This is a genomic window from Methylobacterium brachiatum, assembly GCF_020523825.1.
GTDB classification, from domain to species: Bacteria; Pseudomonadota; Alphaproteobacteria; order Rhizobiales; family Beijerinckiaceae; genus Methylobacterium; species Methylobacterium brachiatum.
This window is the reverse complement of the sequence record NZ_JAJALK010000007.1, coordinates 82663-98293: the sequence shown is the minus strand read 5'-3', so window position 1 is coordinate 98293 and position 15631 is coordinate 82663. Positions and strand designations below refer to the sequence as shown.

General features: G+C 69.3%; 16 protein-coding genes. 9 read left to right on the top strand and 7 right to left on the bottom strand.

Translation table 11 applies throughout. From position 1 onward, the window contains the following. Window positions 1-4 precede the first annotated feature (4 nt). Both LGR69_RS17155 and LGR69_RS17150 read left to right on the top strand, forming a co-directional pair. Window positions 5-1249 (top strand): acyl-CoA dehydrogenase family protein, encoded by a 1245-nt coding sequence (locus LGR69_RS17155; protein WP_230366773.1) that lies wholly within the window; start codon window positions 5-7, stop codon window positions 1247-1249. Window positions 1250-1367: 118 nt separating this feature from the next. Further along, window positions 1368-3224: a glycoside hydrolase family 15 protein gene (locus LGR69_RS17150; RefSeq protein WP_230366772.1), complete on the top strand. Its 1857-nt coding sequence runs from the start codon at window positions 1368-1370 to the stop codon at window positions 3222-3224. A gap of 197 nt (window positions 3225-3421) precedes the next feature. On the opposite strand, the gene LGR69_RS17145 is transcribed toward LGR69_RS17150, so the two are convergent. The 4 genes from LGR69_RS17145 to LGR69_RS17130 all read right to left on the bottom strand — a co-directional run bounded on the left by LGR69_RS17145 (window position 3422) and on the right by LGR69_RS17130 (window position 7365). Beyond that, window positions 3422-4966: a DUF2336 domain-containing protein gene (locus LGR69_RS17145; RefSeq protein WP_230366771.1), complete on the bottom strand. Its 1545-nt coding sequence runs from the start codon at window positions 4964-4966 to the stop codon at window positions 3422-3424. Continuing rightward, window positions 4963-6054, bottom strand: coding sequence for a lytic transglycosylase domain-containing protein (locus LGR69_RS17140; RefSeq protein WP_230366871.1), 1092 nt, complete (start codon window positions 6052-6054; stop codon window positions 4963-4965). The genes LGR69_RS17145 and LGR69_RS17140 overlap by 4 nt, the downstream gene beginning before the upstream one ends. 90 nt (window positions 6055-6144) lie before the next feature. Next, window positions 6145-6774, bottom strand: coding sequence for a flavin reductase family protein (locus LGR69_RS17135; protein ID WP_230366770.1), 630 nt, complete (start codon window positions 6772-6774; stop codon window positions 6145-6147). Window positions 6775-6801: 27 nt separating this feature from the next. Beyond that, window positions 6802-7365, bottom strand: coding sequence for a nitroreductase family protein (locus tag LGR69_RS17130; protein ID WP_230366769.1), 564 nt, complete (start codon window positions 7363-7365; stop codon window positions 6802-6804). 136 nt (window positions 7366-7501) lie between these two features. On the opposite strand from LGR69_RS17130, the gene LGR69_RS17125 reads away from it, so the two are divergent. Next, complete coding sequence (locus tag LGR69_RS17125) at window positions 7502-8428, top strand: hypothetical protein (protein WP_230366768.1); 927 nt, start codon at window positions 7502-7504, stop codon at window positions 8426-8428. Window positions 8429-8437: 9 nt separating this feature from the next. On the opposite strand, the gene LGR69_RS17120 is transcribed toward LGR69_RS17125, so the two are convergent. Next, window positions 8438-9298 carry a DMT family transporter gene (locus tag LGR69_RS17120; RefSeq protein WP_370881388.1) on the bottom strand — a complete coding sequence of 287 codons (861 nt, stop codon included), beginning with the start codon at window positions 9296-9298 and terminating at the stop codon, window positions 8438-8440. A 294-nt stretch (window positions 9299-9592) separates the two neighbouring features. On the opposite strand from LGR69_RS17120, the gene LGR69_RS17115 reads away from it, so the two are divergent. From LGR69_RS17115 to LGR69_RS17105, 3 genes are all read left to right on the top strand, one after another. Continuing rightward, on the top strand, window positions 9593-9991 hold the full coding sequence (locus LGR69_RS17115) for a PRC-barrel domain-containing protein (protein WP_122162656.1): 399 nt from the start codon (window positions 9593-9595) through the stop codon (window positions 9989-9991). 658 nt (window positions 9992-10649) lie between these two features. Next, a complete protein-coding gene (locus LGR69_RS17110; protein ID WP_230366767.1) occupies window positions 10650-11357 on the top strand; it encodes a class I SAM-dependent methyltransferase in 708 nt (235 codons plus the stop codon). A gap of 72 nt (window positions 11358-11429) precedes the next feature. Beyond that, window positions 11430-12479, top strand: a complete 1050-nt coding sequence (locus tag LGR69_RS17105; protein WP_230366766.1) for a hypothetical protein — start codon at window positions 11430-11432, stop codon at window positions 12477-12479. 79 nt (window positions 12480-12558) lie between these two features. Here LGR69_RS17105 and LGR69_RS17100 read toward each other — a convergent pair whose 3' ends face one another. Continuing rightward, window positions 12559-12810, bottom strand: coding sequence for a hypothetical protein (locus LGR69_RS17100; RefSeq protein WP_007559860.1), 252 nt, complete (start codon window positions 12808-12810; stop codon window positions 12559-12561). A gap of 267 nt (window positions 12811-13077) precedes the next feature. Between LGR69_RS17100 and LGR69_RS17095 the strand changes: the two genes are divergently transcribed. From LGR69_RS17095 to LGR69_RS17085, 3 genes are all read left to right on the top strand, one after another. Next, window positions 13078-13554, top strand: coding sequence for a DUF2231 domain-containing protein (locus LGR69_RS17095; RefSeq protein ID WP_307355375.1), 477 nt, complete (start codon window positions 13078-13080; stop codon window positions 13552-13554). Further along, the gene (locus tag LGR69_RS17090; protein WP_230366764.1) at window positions 13551-14891 is read left to right on the top strand and encodes a PQQ-dependent sugar dehydrogenase; all 1341 of its coding nucleotides are present in this window, start codon (window positions 13551-13553) and stop codon (window positions 14889-14891) included. Before LGR69_RS17095 ends, LGR69_RS17090 begins: the two co-directional genes overlap by 4 nt. Window positions 14892-14967: 76 nt before the next feature. Continuing rightward, on the top strand, window positions 14968-15168 hold the full coding sequence (locus LGR69_RS17085) for a ribosome modulation factor (RefSeq protein WP_230366763.1): 201 nt from the start codon (window positions 14968-14970) through the stop codon (window positions 15166-15168). A gap of 53 nt (window positions 15169-15221) precedes the next feature. Here LGR69_RS17085 and LGR69_RS17080 read toward each other — a convergent pair whose 3' ends face one another. Continuing rightward, complete coding sequence (locus LGR69_RS17080; protein ID WP_230366762.1) at window positions 15222-15407, bottom strand: hypothetical protein; 186 nt, start codon at window positions 15405-15407, stop codon at window positions 15222-15224. Between the last annotated feature and the right edge of the window lie 224 nt (window positions 15408-15631).

Here is a 15631-nt window from a genome sequence, read left to right as displayed (position 1 = left end):
GACCATGATCACGAAGGCGGCCAAACCGGATCCGATCGCGCCGAAGCCGCCGGAACTGGCCTCGCCGTGGCACTCGGCCGCCCGGGCCGCGCTCCAGGCCGAGGCCCGCGCCTTCGCGTCCGAGACGGTCCTGCCGCTGGCCGACGTGCTCGATCGCCAGAAGGCCGAGATGCCCCGGTCGCTCATCGACGCCATGGCCGCGAAGGGCTGGTTCGGCATCACGATCCCGGAGGCGCAGGGCGGCCTCGGCCTCGGGGTGTTCGAATACTGCTTGGTCTCCGAGGAACTGGCCCGGGCCTGGCTGTCGGTCGGCAGCATCCTGGCCCGCGGCCAGGGCCTCGGCACCCAGACCCTCGATCCGGAACGCCGGGCCGAACTGCTGCGGCGCTCGGCCCTTGGCGCCTGGATCGGTTCGATCTCCCTGTCCGAACCCAATGCCGGCTCCGACCTCGCCGGCGTGCAGACCCGCGCGGTGCGGGACGGCGATACCTGGGTGCTCACCGGCACGAAGCGCTGGGCGGGCTTTGCCAAGGGCGCCGACTTCGTCGAGGTCCTGGCCCGCACCCGCGATCCGGAACCTGGCGAGTCGCGCTCGGCCGGCCTGGAACCGTTCCTCGTGGTGAAGGATCGGGACAGCTTCCCGCCCGGCATGACCGGCCGGGTGATCGACAAGATCGGCTATCACGGCTTCGAGACCTTCGAACTCGTTCTCGACGGCGTGCGCGTGCCCGAGAGCGACCGCCTCACCGGGCTCTACGGCGACCAGGGGGCGGACGCGGATTCCGGCGGCTTCGCCTCGGTGCAGCGCGGGCTCAACATCGCCCGGGTCCACACCGCGGCCCGGGCGGTCGGCGTGGCCCGGGCGGCTGTCGAAGACACGCAGGCCTACCTGCAGGAGCGGGTCCAGTTCGGCCACCCGATCGGCGATTTCCAGGCCCTACGCTTCGCGCTGGCCGACATGGCCGCCGAAGTCGCCCAGGCGCGGGCGTTCTGGCATCAGGTCGCGCACCTCCTCGACCAGGGCGAGGCGGCCGAGAGCGAATCCGCGATGGTGAAGCTCCTGGCCACCGAGATGGCCGTGCGCGTCACCAACCAGGCGATGCAGCTCCACGGCGGCAACGGCTACACCACCGAGCGGCGGGTCGAGCGCTACTGGCGCGACGCGCGGCTCACGACGATCTTCGAGGGGACGAGCGAGATCCAGCGGCGGATCATCAGCGACCGGATGTTGCCGCGGCCCGCCGCCTGACACAGGCGCGGTCATGCGGCGAATCGTCGAGCCGGGCTCCCCGCCCGGTCCGGCCCGGCTACCTCACCGTCACTCTGTCTTGCGCCGCACAAGGGCGCAATCGCCACTCGGAAGCCTCGTGTCGAAGCCCATCAGCGATTACGCCCTTATCGGCGACACCCATTCCTGCGCACTGATCGCCCGCGACGGCTCGATCGACTGGCTGTGCTGGCCGCGCCACGACTCGCCGGCCCTGTTCCTGAAGCTTCTCGACGACGAGAAGGGCGGCGCGTGCAGCCTCACCTTCGACGCGCTCAAGGGCTCCGCGCGCCGCTACGTGCCCGACACCAACATCCTGGAGACGACCTTCACCACCGCCACGGGGCGCGCCACGCTGATCGACGTCATGCCGGTCAACCCGCCGAGCCCGGAACCCGATGAGGGCCCGGACGGCGAGGGTGAGAGCCGCCTGATCCGGCTGCTGACCTGCGAGAGCGGGCGCGTGACGGGCCGGTTCGTGGTGCGCCCGACCTTCGACTACGCCCGCCGCGCCTGCACGCCGATCATCGAGAGCCGGTCCGTCCTGTTCGAGGCGGAGGATTGGCGCCTGCGCGTCAACGCGTTCCCGCAGCCGGAGCTGGCGGGCGACGAGGCCGAGATCCGGTTCAGCCTCGCGGAGGGCGAGACCGCCTATCTGGTCCTGACCCATGGCGAGGATAACGAGGACGCCTGCATCGAGGACTTCGCAGGGGCGCAGCGCCGCTTGGACACGACCGTCGAATACTGGCGCCGCTGGAGCGCCCGCAACTCCTATCGTGGCGCCTATCGGGACGCGGTGATGCGTTCCGCCCTGTGCCTGAAGCTCCTGACCTACTCGCCCTCGGGCGGCATCGTCGCGGCGGCGACCGCCGGGCTGCCGGAGGCGGTGCCGGGTGACCGCAACTACGATTACCGCTTCACCTGGATGCGCGACGCGGCCTTCACGGTGACCGCCTTCGTGATGCTCGGCTATGTCCGGGAGGCCGCCGAATTCCTGCGCTTCCTGCGCGAGCGGGACGGTTCCTACGGGCGCGACACCAAGCTGATGTACGGCATCAGCGACGGCATGCCGGCGGAAGAGGTGCTGGATCACCTCGCCGGCTGGAACGGCGTCGGCCCGGTGGTGATCGGCAACCTCGCCGCGGACCAGGACCAGCACGACATCTACGGCGAGTTGCTGCGGGCGCTCTGCGTGTTCCTGGAAGCGGTCGATTACGATCCGCCCGAGAAGGTCAACGACCGGCTGCCCGAGGTGCTCGACAACCTCACCGCCCGGGCGATCCGCCACCGGCACGACGCCGATCACGGCATCTGGGAGCTGCGCACCGGGCCGCGCCACCAGGTCCACACCAAGGCGATGATCTGGGTGGCGCTGACCGATGCGGCCCGGATCGGGCGCAACATCGACGGCGTACCTCAGGAGAAGATCGCCGAATGGGAGCGGATCGCCGCCGAGGTCCGCGCGGAGTACCTCGAGAAAGGGTGGAATCCGGAGAAGCAGGCCTATACCGGCGCCTACGATTCGCATCACCTCGACGCGGCCGTGCTGCGCGTCGCCCTGTTCGGCGCGCTGGACCCCTCCGATCCGCGCACCCGCTCGACCCTCGCGGCGATCGAGCGGGAGCTTGGCGACGGCGACCTGATCTATCGCTACCGCATGGATGACGGCCTGAAGGGTGACGAGGGCACCTTCACGGCCTGCGCGTTCTGGCGGGTCGGCTGCCTGGCGCTCGACGGGCGCACCCGGGAAGCCAAGGACGCGTTCGAGCGGCTGATCGCCCGGGGCAACGATCTCGGCCTGTTCGCCGAGGAGATCGACGCCGCCACCGGCGAGCAGCGCGGGAACATGCCCCAAGGCTTTTCCCATATGGCGCTGATCAACGCGGCCCTGCGGCTGGAGGACAGCATCGAGCGGTTTGGTTTGGGGGATCCGATCGAGCGACGGGCGGCCGAGTAGGCCGTTTCTCCGACGCAGCTGTTACCCGATCTGCGAAGGGACATCCGATCCGCCCAACGGCCTGGAGGTCGAACGGATGCTGCAGCTGCCACGCCGTAGCTCTTGCCCTGTCGGCGGATCTGGATTCCGAGCTCGCCTCCGGCGCCCCGGAAGGGCGGAGCGTCGTGTGTAGACCAGCGCTCGTTTTCTTGGCGAGATCAGGCCGCGATCCGGATGCCCTCGTCCGGCCGGTTCTCCGCACCGCCGCGGCTGGCGCGGAACTGGTCCAGCAGGTCGGCGCCGAGCCCGTCGAGGACCTCCTGCATGGCGGCCTGGACCTCCGGATCCTCCTCCTTCGGCTCCGTGCGGTACCAGGCCAGGATCTGCTCCGGCAGCGCATCCAGGATCGCGCCCACGGGGTTGGGCAGTTCCGCTTCCGCCGGTTCGCGTTTCGCGTCCGCGCCGATCACAGGCTCGACCGCCGCCGGCGCGGGGGCCTCGACCGGGGCCGCCGCCATAATCTCGACGGCATCTTCCGGCGCGACGAACGCGCTGCGACGCTGGCTCTCCAGGGCAGCGCGCCAGGCGGCATCCGCGGCTGCGGCGTCGCGACGGGCAGCTTCACGCGCCAGGGCCTCGGCCGCGATGGCGCGGGCGGCCTCGCGGGCCTCGTCGCGAGCGGCTTCGGATTCGTAGCGGGTCAGCAGGGCGACGACCGCGTGCATCTCGGGCGCCGGCAGGTCGGTGCAGGCGTCGATGGCGGACTCGATCACCCGGCGCGACAGGCCTGCGCCGCGCAGGCCGGTCGAAGGGCCGGCAGCCTGGCGGGCGGAGAGCGCCGCCTGCATCGCCGGCAGCAGCGCCTCGGGCAGGCCGGCTCTGCGATGCAGATCGGCGAAGGACCGGGGATCCCGCATGGCGCGGGCGATCCCGACATGATCCTGGCCCGAGAGATCGGCGAGGGCCGCTTGGACGAAGTCGGTCCGGCCCGAGAGAACCGCCCGGAGGATCAGGCCGGCGGTCAACTGATGGGTCGTGCGCAGATGCGCCACCAGGCGCGCGACCGCGGCGGCGCCGGATTGGTCGCATACCTCCAGAGCCACGCGCTCGCCGGCCTCGCGGCGCATCCGGTCGCAGCGCTCGGTGCCGAGCCAACCGCGGTCGGTGACGAAGTGCGACAGGGCCTCCGCGACCGCCAGGCCGATCGTGTAGCGCACCTCCGGCGGCAGGTCGGACCGGCGCAGCAGCGCTTCGCGCAGGCTGGCTTCGTCGCCCCGGCGCTCGATCATGCGCAGCATCCGGCCCGCGGTGATCTTCGCCGTTGGATTGCCGGCGAGCACGACCAGGGTGTCGAGCTCGCCGATCTCGGCCAGCGCCCCCGAGACCGCGTGGGATAGGTGATGGCGCGCCGCGATCACCGTGCGGGTGGCCTCGTCGCCCAATGCGGCGGCATCGACCAGGTCCGCATCGGTGAGCACCGGCGAGCGGGCCAGGACGAGGCGCGCCACCTCGGGCACGTCGCAGGAGAGGGCCACCACCAGCGGCCGGGGCGTCCGCGCGGAGGCCGCGCAGGTCTCGGCGAGCGCCCGGCGGACCACCGGGGACGGATCGTCCAGCAGCGACAGCAGCGCGGTCTTGGCTTCCCAGGCCTCGTCGGCGGAAAGGTCGCCGTAGAGGTATGCCCGCGCCAGCGCGGTGGTGGCCTCGGCCCGGCGGCCGGCCGAGGCGTTCTGCGTCCAGGCCAGGAACTCGCGGATGATCATGGGCCGCTCCGGGGGGCGAACAGGCTGGTCCTGATGCCGGTGGCGGATCCCGCGGTGGCGAGATCGGCCGGGCGGCGGGGCGGCAGCGGCGGATTGACCAGGGCGGGGCCGGCCGGCGTCGGCGCCGGTTCGGCGAGGGCGCCCGTGGTGACCGGCTCGGGAACCGCCACGCTCTGCGGCGCGTCGGCGTCGGAGCGCGGGAAATAGGTCGGGGCGGCGTGCTGCGCGGGCGGCGCAGCGTTGCGGGCCTGCCAGAGGCGCGTCGCCGCATCCGATGCGGCTCCCCGCTGGTCGGTCTGGAACAGGCTGCGCAGATCGGAGGTCCCGCCGAACGCCGCGGCGGTGCTGGCATAGGCCGTCGCCGCCTGCGTGACCGGGGCGCTCTCCTGGCGCAGAGCGGTCAGGTCGGTGGCTGCGGCCCCCTGCGCGGCGGCCGCGAGATTGGCATAGAGCTCGGCCGCACTGCGCGGCCGGCCGGCGCGATCATAGAACAGGGCCCGGTTGGCGGCGGCGGCGTCCGGCAGGTCGAGGGCCGCGGCCCGGGCCGGGAAAGCGCGGGCGGTGGAGATCAGCGCGGCCGCGCCCTTCGCCCCCAGGACATGCGCCGCGTAGAGGTCGCCGGAGGTCGGGTCGCGCCCCAGCGCTGCGGCGAGGGCGTCGGAATTCTGCTGGGTCAGGGCGCCGGCGAGCGTCGCGGAGATCTTGGGATCGCGCCGCAGGTCGAGGATCGCCTGGCGCTGGTCGGCATTCGGGACCGCGTAGGTGCCGTCGGGCTGGCGGGTGATCGCGTCCGCCTGGGCCTGGAGGCCGAGCTTGGGCCCGGCATTCTTCATCACGCCGAGCCAGGTCTGCTCGATGAACTGGAACAGGCCCGTGGCCGAGGAGGTCCCGGCCTTGGCCGACGGATCGAGGGCCGATTCCCGCCGGGCCGTCGCGAGCAGGTAATCGAAGCCGACTCCGCTCGCCATCGCGCCGTCGCGGATCGCCTGGACCACCGGGCCGGACGCGGCCGCGCCGGAGCCCGCCCGCGGCGCTTGCGCGGGCGGGCTGCTCTCCGGTGGGCTGGACGGCGTGGTGAACAGGAACATCCGGGCGCGCACGGGGTCTGAGGACACCGGGAACCTGCGCCGCTTATGGTAAACAACTCCTCAATCGAAGTTGCGCCAGGTTAGGCAATTTCAGGAGCCGGTGAACTCCGCCGCGCCCTTCGGCCGGCGCATCTGGAACCGGTTGTCCGCGGTGGCGCGGAAGTAATCGAAATAGCCGCCGCGCAGGATCGGATGCATGGCGGCCGTGTCGACCATGCCGTCCGAGACGAACTGCTCGTCGACGTAGATCGAGACCACCTGCCCGACGACCAGGAAGTTCTCGGCCTCGCCGCCGCCGAGCGGCACCAGCGGGACGGTCTGCAGCCACCGGCATTCGAGGGCGGCGGGCGAGGCTGCGACCCGCGGCGGGCGCACCTTTTGCGAGGGGGCGGTCTCGAGCTCCGCGAAGACGAACTCGCTCTCGCCCCGCGGGAGCGGCGCCGAGGAATCGTTCATCCCGTCGCGCAGGTCCCAGGTCGCCAGGCTGCAGACGAACTCGGCGCCTTCCTCCGCGAAGGTCATCGCGTCCTTCCGGCCCGAGGACGAGAACGCCACCATGTTGTCGGCCACCGCATTGAAGAACGAGTAGGGCGCGAGGTTGAGCTTGCCCTCCCGGCTCATGGCGCTGATCCAGCCGATCGGCCGCGGCGCGACGATCGCCTTCAGGGGGTTGTGCGGCAGGGCGCGCGCCTCGCGCGGGGCTTCGAGATCGTAATGCACGGGTGCGCCTTCTGAGACCAATCGCAATCAGAGATAGGTCACGATCTCGGAAAGACTCGGGCGCGGCCGGTCGGACGGCACTTCGCGCGCCCGGCCGATATGGACGAACCCCGCGAGTTTCTCGGTCGGCGCGAGGCCCAGCGCGTCCAGCACGCGGCGGTCATAGGCGTACCATTCCGTCAGCCACGCGGTGGCGAAGCCCGACGCGTTGGCGGCGATGACCAGGTTCATCGTAGCGGCACCCACGGAGAGCAGCTGCTCCCATTCGGGGATCTTCACGTGCGGTCCGACCCGGGAGACCACCGCAACGACCATCGGCGCGTGCATCAGGCGGCCGCGTTCCTGAGCCAGCCGCTCGGGGCTCGCCTCCGGATTGTCGGCCGCGAACGTCGCCGCGATGGTCTCGCCGACCCGCTCCCGCGCGCCCTCCGCGATGACGATGAAGCGCCAGGGGGCCAGCTTGCCATGGTCCGGCACCCGGGAGGCCGCGGTCAGGATGGTTTCGAGCTGCGCACGGTCCGGCCCCGGGCCGTCCAGCAGCAGCGGCGGCACCGAGCGGCGCGTCTTCAGAAGGTCGAGGGTGGCAGTCATGCGTCCTGTCCCGCTGTGGTATCGGGCCTCGGATGTGGCACGCAGCGCCACCCGGGGGAAGACCGTGCGGCCTTGCCGCCGCCATGGTCGGGAGGCACAGGCGGGCGGGAACCGAGGCTTGATGAGGATTCGACCGATGCGCACGAGGCTTGCCGCGATGGCGGTGGCAATTCTCCTGCTGGCCCATCTCCTGCCGGCGGACGCGCGCGCGCAACAGGGCGTGTTCCAGAACCGCCTCGGCGATCCCCTGCCCTCCCCGTCGATCACCAGCCCGAGCCTGCCGCCCAGCATGCCGCCGGCCGAGCCGGAGGCGCAGCTGTCCCTGTCGGCGCTCCTGTCCGGCGCCGGCGTGCCTCTGCGCCAGGGGCTGGCCTGGCGGATTTACGAGGATCGCGGCGACGGGACCCGGCCGTCCATCGTCGGCCGCTCCACCGAGGCCGAGCCGAACTTCACCCTCGCCCCCGGGACCTACGTGGCGACCGTGACCTACGGCTTCGCCAGCGCCTCGAAACGGATCGTGATGGGCGGCCAGCCGGCCACCGACACCCTCCGGGTGGCGGCCGGCGCCCTGAAACTCGCGGGCGCCGTGGGCGACCAGAAGATTCCGCCCGCCCAGGTCTCGTTCTCGGTCTTCGTGCCGGTGGGGACCAATTCCGAGGGCCGGCTGGTGCGTTCGGGCATCAAGGCCGGCGAGCTCCTGCGGCTGCCCGAGGGCACGTATCACGTGGTCTCGACCTATGGGGAATCCAACGCGATCCAGCGCGCCGACCTGCGCGTCGAGAACGGCAAGGTCACGGAGGCGACGCTCAACCATCGCGCCGCCACCGTCACGCTGAAGCTGGTGGCCGCCCCCGGGGCTGAGGCCTATGCCGGCACCGCCTTCTCCGTGCTGACGCCCGGCGGCGACACGATCCGCGAGGCGATCGGTGCGTTCCCGCAGGTCACCCTGGCCGAGGGCGACTACGTGCTGATCGCCCGCCATGACGGGCAGGTCTATACCCGCGAGTTCAAGGTCGAGAGCGGGCTGGACCGGGATATCGAGGTGGTGGCCAAGGCCGGCTGAGCGCCGGGCTCAAGCCAGGCGCCGGGCCAGGGCCACGCAGGCGGCGACCAGAAGGGCCGCGGCGATCATCGCGGGCTCGATCCGCTCGCCGAGCACCAGGGCGGCGACCCCGAGCCCCATGAACGGCTGCAAGAGCTGGAGCTGCCCGATCGCCGCGATGCCGCCCCGGGCGAGCGCCCGGTACCAGAACACGAAACCGATCAGCATGCTGAACAGAGCCACGTAGCCGAGGCCGGCCCAGGCCGGGAGCGGGATCGCCTCGAGATGGGCGGGGGTCAAGGCCAGCGCCAGCGGCAGGGAGAGCGGCAGCGACAGCACGGTTGCCCACGCGATCACCTGCCAGCCTCCGAGCCGACGCGCGAGGATCCCGCCCTCGGCATAGCCGAGCCCGCAGACCAGGATCGCAGCGAGCATGAAGGCGTCGCCCGGCCCCGGCGGCCCGTCGAGCCCGCGGGCGGCGAAACCCACGGTCACGAGGGCGCCCAGCACCGACAGGACCCAGAACGCCGGCGACGGGCGCTCGCCCGACCGCAGGGCCCCGAACAGCGCCGTCGAGAGCGGCAGCAACCCGACGAAGACGGTGCCGTGCGCCGCGCCGACGGTGCGCAGCGCCAGCGCGGTCAGGAGCGGGAAGCCGACCACGACGCCGCCGGCCACGATCGCGAGCGCCGCGAGATCGCCGCGACGCGGCCACGCCTCGCGCAGGATCAGCAGCGCGGCCGCCCCCGCCAGCCCTGCCAGTGCCGCCCGTGCCGCGCTGAGGAACAGCGCATCCATCCCGGTCAGCGCCAAACGGGTCGCCGCGAGCGAGGCGCTGAAGATCGCCACGCCGATCATCCCGTCGATCCAGGCGCCCGGCTGTCGCACGATTGCGACTGCGCCGGTCGCGTTTTCCGGCGACGTCGCCAAGATCTCCGCTTGTTTCACCACGCCTGTCCCCCGATCCTCGCCGATCGAGCTTTGCGTCCGACGAGAGGGGCAAGCCAGGGACGGTTCCGGACCCGCACGGCCGAACTGTCCCGCCTGCTGAGCAGTACAATCGCGGCCGCGCGGATGTCTCAGGTCGGTTCCATGTTCAGCGCCTTAACATTTCTGCGAGGTGGCGGAACGATGGGCTCGGGCACGCCATTCTCCCGCGCCCATTCCGGGCCGCCGGAGATCTCGATGCGCCGCCTCGTCCTCGCCACCCTCGCCGCTTCCGCCCTGGCCGGGCCCGCCCTCGCCGCCAACACCGCGCCCCCGACGGTCGCCCCCAAATTCGAGAGCGTGCCGCAGGACGCGGTGCTGAGCTACAACCTGATCGGCCTCAACATCACCGACGCCGAGAACAACACCGTCGGCGAGATCAAGGATCTGGCGATCGTCCACGAGAAGCTCGTCGGCTACATCGTCTCTGTCGGCGGCTTCCTCGGCATGGGCGAGCGCTACGTCGCCGTCTCGCCGTCCTCCGTCGCCCTGGGCTATGATGCCGACGCCAAGAAGTGGAAGGCGATCATCGGCGCCACCAAGGATCAGCTGAAATCCGCGCCGGAGTTCAAGTACGACGGCAAGTTCAAGCGCTAATTGCTTCAAGGTCGGGCTGCCGGCGGGGATCCCACCGGCGGCCCATCTCTCACGGATTTCTGGGATCCCTCGTCCCGCGTCCCTGCCGCGATCAGCGCCGGACGCGAAACAGCGGCTGCGGCGCCACGCGGGGCCGATACTTGTTGTCGGCGAAGACCGAAGCTTCCGGTGTTCGGCAACGAATTACGGGGTTGAGAAGTATTGATCGCGTCAAGGCCTGCAATATTGACGGCAAGTCTGTTGGGTCAGACCAACCTAGAATTCATGCGCGATCGTACCCCGCCATCTCTGCGAATGACACGCTCGTTACATCGCGCGACGTTCTCAGTCTCTGATTTGAAATACCCTTCTGTAATTGAGGCGGTGATCCCAACAATCCTTTTCGAGGTTCGTGCTGGAAAAAGCCGATCTCTCTCCCCCGTTACCCATCGCTGACAGCTGATCCGGCTATAAGCTGGCCGCTTGCGCATCCGATCGAGCGGCCTTTGCTGGAACCGTGTGAAAACCCGGGATCGTATGCTACCGTAGCGTCCGTGCGGATGGTGCTTTAGCCACGGGGCCCGTTGACGTGTCGGATAAGAGCAAGAGCGATCGATCCCCCCGCGTTGAAGAACCGTGGCACGGCGCGCTACAGAAGCGAAGCTACTGGTATCACTCGATGCAGTTTCCCGACGGTGAGTCGGTGAAGGGCAACTGGACCATCGAGGACTTCGGTCGATACATCGGCGGATACGACGTCAGCGGGAAAACGGTGCTCGATGTCGGTACCGCGTCCGGCTATCTCGCGTTCCATGCGGAGAAGGCGGGCGCGACGGTCACAGGCCTCGACGCGGCGTCGACGCACGAGTTTCGGCATTGCCCCTTCGCCTCATCGCTGTCCTATCGCGACATCCACCAGTCCCGTCAGGTCTGGGAAAGCGAAAATATTACCCCGATCAAGAATTCCTGGTGGCATGCGTGGCATAAGTTCAACAGGCGCGCGAAGTGCGTCTACGCGCCGATGCCGGAACTCTACGAATGGCGCGAGCAGAGCTTCGATGTGGTGATGGCCGGTGCGGTCGCCGAGCACCTCTCGGATCCGGTCTACGCGATCGGTGCCTGGGCGCGTCTGGCACGGGAAGCGGTGTTGATCCCGTTCACGGATGTGCTGCCGATCGACGACCTCGTGATCCATCCGATCACGCCGCTTGATAACCCCAATCTCTTCTACGTCTGGTGGCACCTGTCGCGCGGGCTATACCAAAAGATCTTCGACAATCTTTGCTTCGACGTTTCATTCATCCAGGCCGAGGCGATCCACAACGACGGTGCAAGTGGACCGGAGCGCGCGATGCGGCCCACGATCATTGCGATGCGCCGCGGTTGAGGCGTCCGTCGATCGCGTTATGGGCCGGCACAGCGCTGGCCTTGCCGTCTCAGCTTTCGTGCGAACCAGGCTATGTTTGTTCCGGAGCACATTCATATCGGAAAGGGCGGAAGTTTATTCCTTGTGCAGGGCGCAAACAACGTTCTGTCTCAATACGTCGACACGCCCGTTGTACGCTGGCTGCTCTGGCAGTGGCGTCAAGCGATCCTGACCCGGCACAAACGTCTGCAGGCTATGGGCATATGCTACAAGCATGTGACGATTCCGGAAAAACTGACCGTCTATGACCATGTGCTGGATGGTATTGATTTGAATTGGGTTTTGTCGCCGGGGGTGCGGCTGTATCACGAGGATCCCTATTATCGGCGGTTCCCGCTCCGGGCTGTCAACGTCGGGCGGTATCTTCAGCGTCGGAAGCTTTGGCGGTCGATCCTGATCGATCTCGTGGCGCCCATGCGGCGGCGCAGGGACGATCTCGATTTGTATTTCCAGACGGACACGCACTGGACGTTCGATGGGCGGATGATCGGATATCATGAGATATGCCGGGCGCTCGGAGCGCAGCCGGTGCGGGATTTTCGACGGCGGCCGACGCAGTACGCCGCCAATTGGTCCGGCGATCTCGGTGCCGTGTGCATTCCGCCCTGGACCGAAGGGGCGACGTTCTCAGTGCTCCAGCGGGACGCGGAACGGATCTACGCGAGCCCGATCGTCGAGCACCGAGAACGTTCAGGGCAGATCGGGACCCTCCATACCGGCTCCCACACCGTCTACCGCAACGACAAGTCACAAGACCCGCGGCGTCTGGTGCTGTTCGGCGATAGCTACGCCCACTTCGCGCCGATCATGCTGACGATCATGCTGGCTGAAACCTTCCGGGAGGTGCACTTTGTTTGGAGTACGCAGGTCGATTTCGGTTACATCGAGCGCGTGCAGCCGGACATCGTGCTGACCGAGATGTCGGAGCGGTTCATCTACCGGGCTCCCGACGATGCCTGGGATCTGGAGGCTTATGCCCGCGACCGTTATGGCGATGAACTGAACGCCCCGGGCCCAACGGACCAGATGCCGGGATCGAGCCCGATCGGCGACTCGGCGAGCGCGGCGCACCAAAGCCCCTAGACGCCGGCGCAGAGGCGCGTTCGCCCGTCTCAGCCCGATGACACCACGTCCGTCGCGAGGACCTGCGCCGGAGCACGCATCAGGGTGACACCCGATCGCCCCGCAGGGCCTCCCGCGCCATGCGGCTGACGAGCGCGTCGCGCCGGGCCTGACGGAGGATGATACGGGCCGCGGCCCGGGCGTTGGCGGCGCGGAGCGCGGCCTGCGGGCCGCCCTCGCGCAGCACCCGCCAGGCGAGGGCGCGGAACCATTTGACGTTGGCGAGCGCGGCTGCCCGGCGGCTCATCGGGCCACCGACATCGAGCGGCTTCTCTACTGTTGCAGCGGCCATTGGCTCAATCCTGGACTGCACTTCGCCGCCTGTCCGCGAATGAGACAAGAAATGGCGATGCTGCTCCGACTCGGCAATAGTGATGCCGAGTGCCCCTTTTAGAAAACGACACAGATTTCAATCTTCGACGGTGCGGGACCGCACGCATCCCAGGGCGCCGCGCGAAACCCGCCCCTTCGCGGCGGCCCGCCACACGGCCGCAGGCGCGCCCGGTGCGGAACCTTTGCTGCGGCCCGCGGTAGGATCGTCGATGAACGATGTGATCGTATGACGGGGATTCCTGTGTCCGAAACTTACCCGCGATCGACCGCCAGCATCGCCGGTCATCCCATTCATCCGATGCTTGTGCCGATCCCGATCGTCTGCTTCGTCGGGACCCTCGTCACCGACATCGCCTATTGGTCGACGGCCAACATGCAGTGGGCCAACTTCTCGGCTTGGCTGTTGAGCATCGGGCTGGTGGCGTCGGTCTTCGCCGGCCTGGCCGGCGCGATCGATTTCTTCGGGGATCGGGCCATCCGGCGGCTGCGGCCGGCCTGGATCCACGCCTCCGGCAACGCGCTGGCGCTGATCCTCGCGATCGTCAACGTCTTCGTGCATAGCCGCGACGCCTACACCTCCGTGGTGCCGACCGGCCTGATCCTGTCCGCGCTGGTGGTCGTCATCCTGCTGGTGACCGGCTGGAACGGCGCGGAACTGATCCATCGGCATCGGGTCGGCGTACAGCCGGGAGAGCGCGCATGAGCCGGATTCGCAACGCCCTTGCCGCGGCCGCCCTGCTGCCGCTGGCCGCCTGCGGACCGGATCCGATCGATCCGCAGACGCAGGTCGGGCCGAACCCGCCCCTGCCCGAATTGCACCAGTACCTGCTGCCGCCGATGCACGTGTCGCGAGCGATCGGCTGGAAGGACGGCGAGACGCCTCAGGTCGCGGCCGGCTTGCAGGTGAAAGCCCTCGCGACCGGCCTCAAGAGCCCGCGCTCGCTCCTGGTGCTGCCCAACGGCGACATCCTGGTCGCGGAGAGCGGCGGACCGACCCCACCGATCAACCGGCCGAAGGAGATCATCATGGGCTGGCTGGAGGGCCTGTCCCATCCGCCGGAGAAGCCCGGCCAGCGCATCACCCTGCTGCGCGATGCCGACGGCGACGGCGTGGCCGAGCTGCGCACCGTCCTGCTCGAGAACCTGAACGCGCCTTTCGGCATGGCGCTGGTCGGCGACGACCTCTACGTCGCCAACACGGATGCGGTGATGCGCTACCCCTACAAGGCCGGCGCGACCCAGATCACCGAGCCCGGGACCAAGCTCACCGAGCTGCCGGCGGGGCGGATCAACCACCATTGGACCAAGAGCCTGACCGCGAGCCCGGACGGGACCAAGCTGTATGCGGGCGTCGGCTCGAACAGCAACGTCACCGAGAACGGCCTGGACGAGGAGACCGACCGCGCCTCGATCTGGGAGATCGACCGGGCGACCGGCGCCCACCGACTCTACGCCACGGGCCTGCGCAACCCGAACGGCCTCACCTTCGAGCCGCAGACCAAGACCCTCTGGTGCGTGGTCAACGAGCGCGACGAACTCGGCCCCGACCTGGTGCCGGATTACATGACCTCGGTGAAGGATGGCGGCTTCTACGGCTGGCCGTACAGCTACTGGGGCAAGAACCTCGATCCGCGGGTCATGCCGCAGCGCCCCGAGCTGGTCGCCCAGGCGCTCATGCCGGACTACGCGTTGAGCTCGCACGTCGCGCCGCTCGGGATGGCGTTCGCGACCGGCACCGGCCTGCCGCAGGCCTACCGCAGCGGCGCCTTCGTGGGCGAGCACGGCAGCTGGAACCGCGACCCGCTGAACGGCTACAAGGTCGTCTACATCCCGTTCGAGAACGGCAAGCCCGCCGGCAAGGCGCAGGACGTGGTCACCGGCTTCGTCAACGCCGACAAGCAGGCGCGGGGCCGGCCGGTCGGCGTCGCGATCGACAGCCAGGGCGGCCTGCTGATCGCCGACGATGCCGGCGGCACGGTGTGGCGCGTAACCGGATCGAGCGCGCGTTCCGATGCGGCACCCGCGACCATCCTGCGATGATCCGGGTCGGGGCAGCCTGTCACGTCGCTGGTGGGTCCTGCACTCAGCGCGGATCAAACACCGGGAGGCCTGCACGATGACGATGTCGACCCGTTCACCGACGGCGATCAGTGACGAAGGGCGCCATGCCCGGGATCGCGGGGATCCGATCACGGCCAACCCGTATCCAGCCGATTCGGACGAGCACCGCATCTGGGAGCGCGGCTATCAGATCCCGGATCACGAGGCGCAGGATGCGGCGGCGAGCCCGGACTCGGGTCAGGCGCCGTCATCCTAGTCCGCGAATCGCGGGGCCGTCAGGGTCGTGCCGGGCGGCGACCGGCCGGTTTGCTACGGCGTCCGAGCGAGGGCTCTCGTTGACAGAAGCCGCGGACCTTCGGCGGTATCGTCGAAGTCGTCCCGTGCGATGAGCGGGGCGGCGGATCCGAAGCCCTCGAGGGTGTCGTCGAGAAGCCTATCGAGGATGTCGGCGACCCAGCTCGCGCCGTCGACCGTGGATATCAGGATGGCGTGCATCGCCTGCCTCCCCGGAGCGGGGCATTCGTTCTCGAAGGCGGCGGAGCGCCGGATTGCCGGGCGTTCCGTCGCCGGGACCTGACCGCATCAGACGAAATGCGCCGGCAGGGCGAGGCTGAGGGCCTGGACATAGGATCCGGCCAGGACCGCGACGGTGGCGATCGTCACGGCGGTGGCAATGGTGAGGCGGGTTGCGAGGGTCATTGGAAGTCTCCATCAGGTCC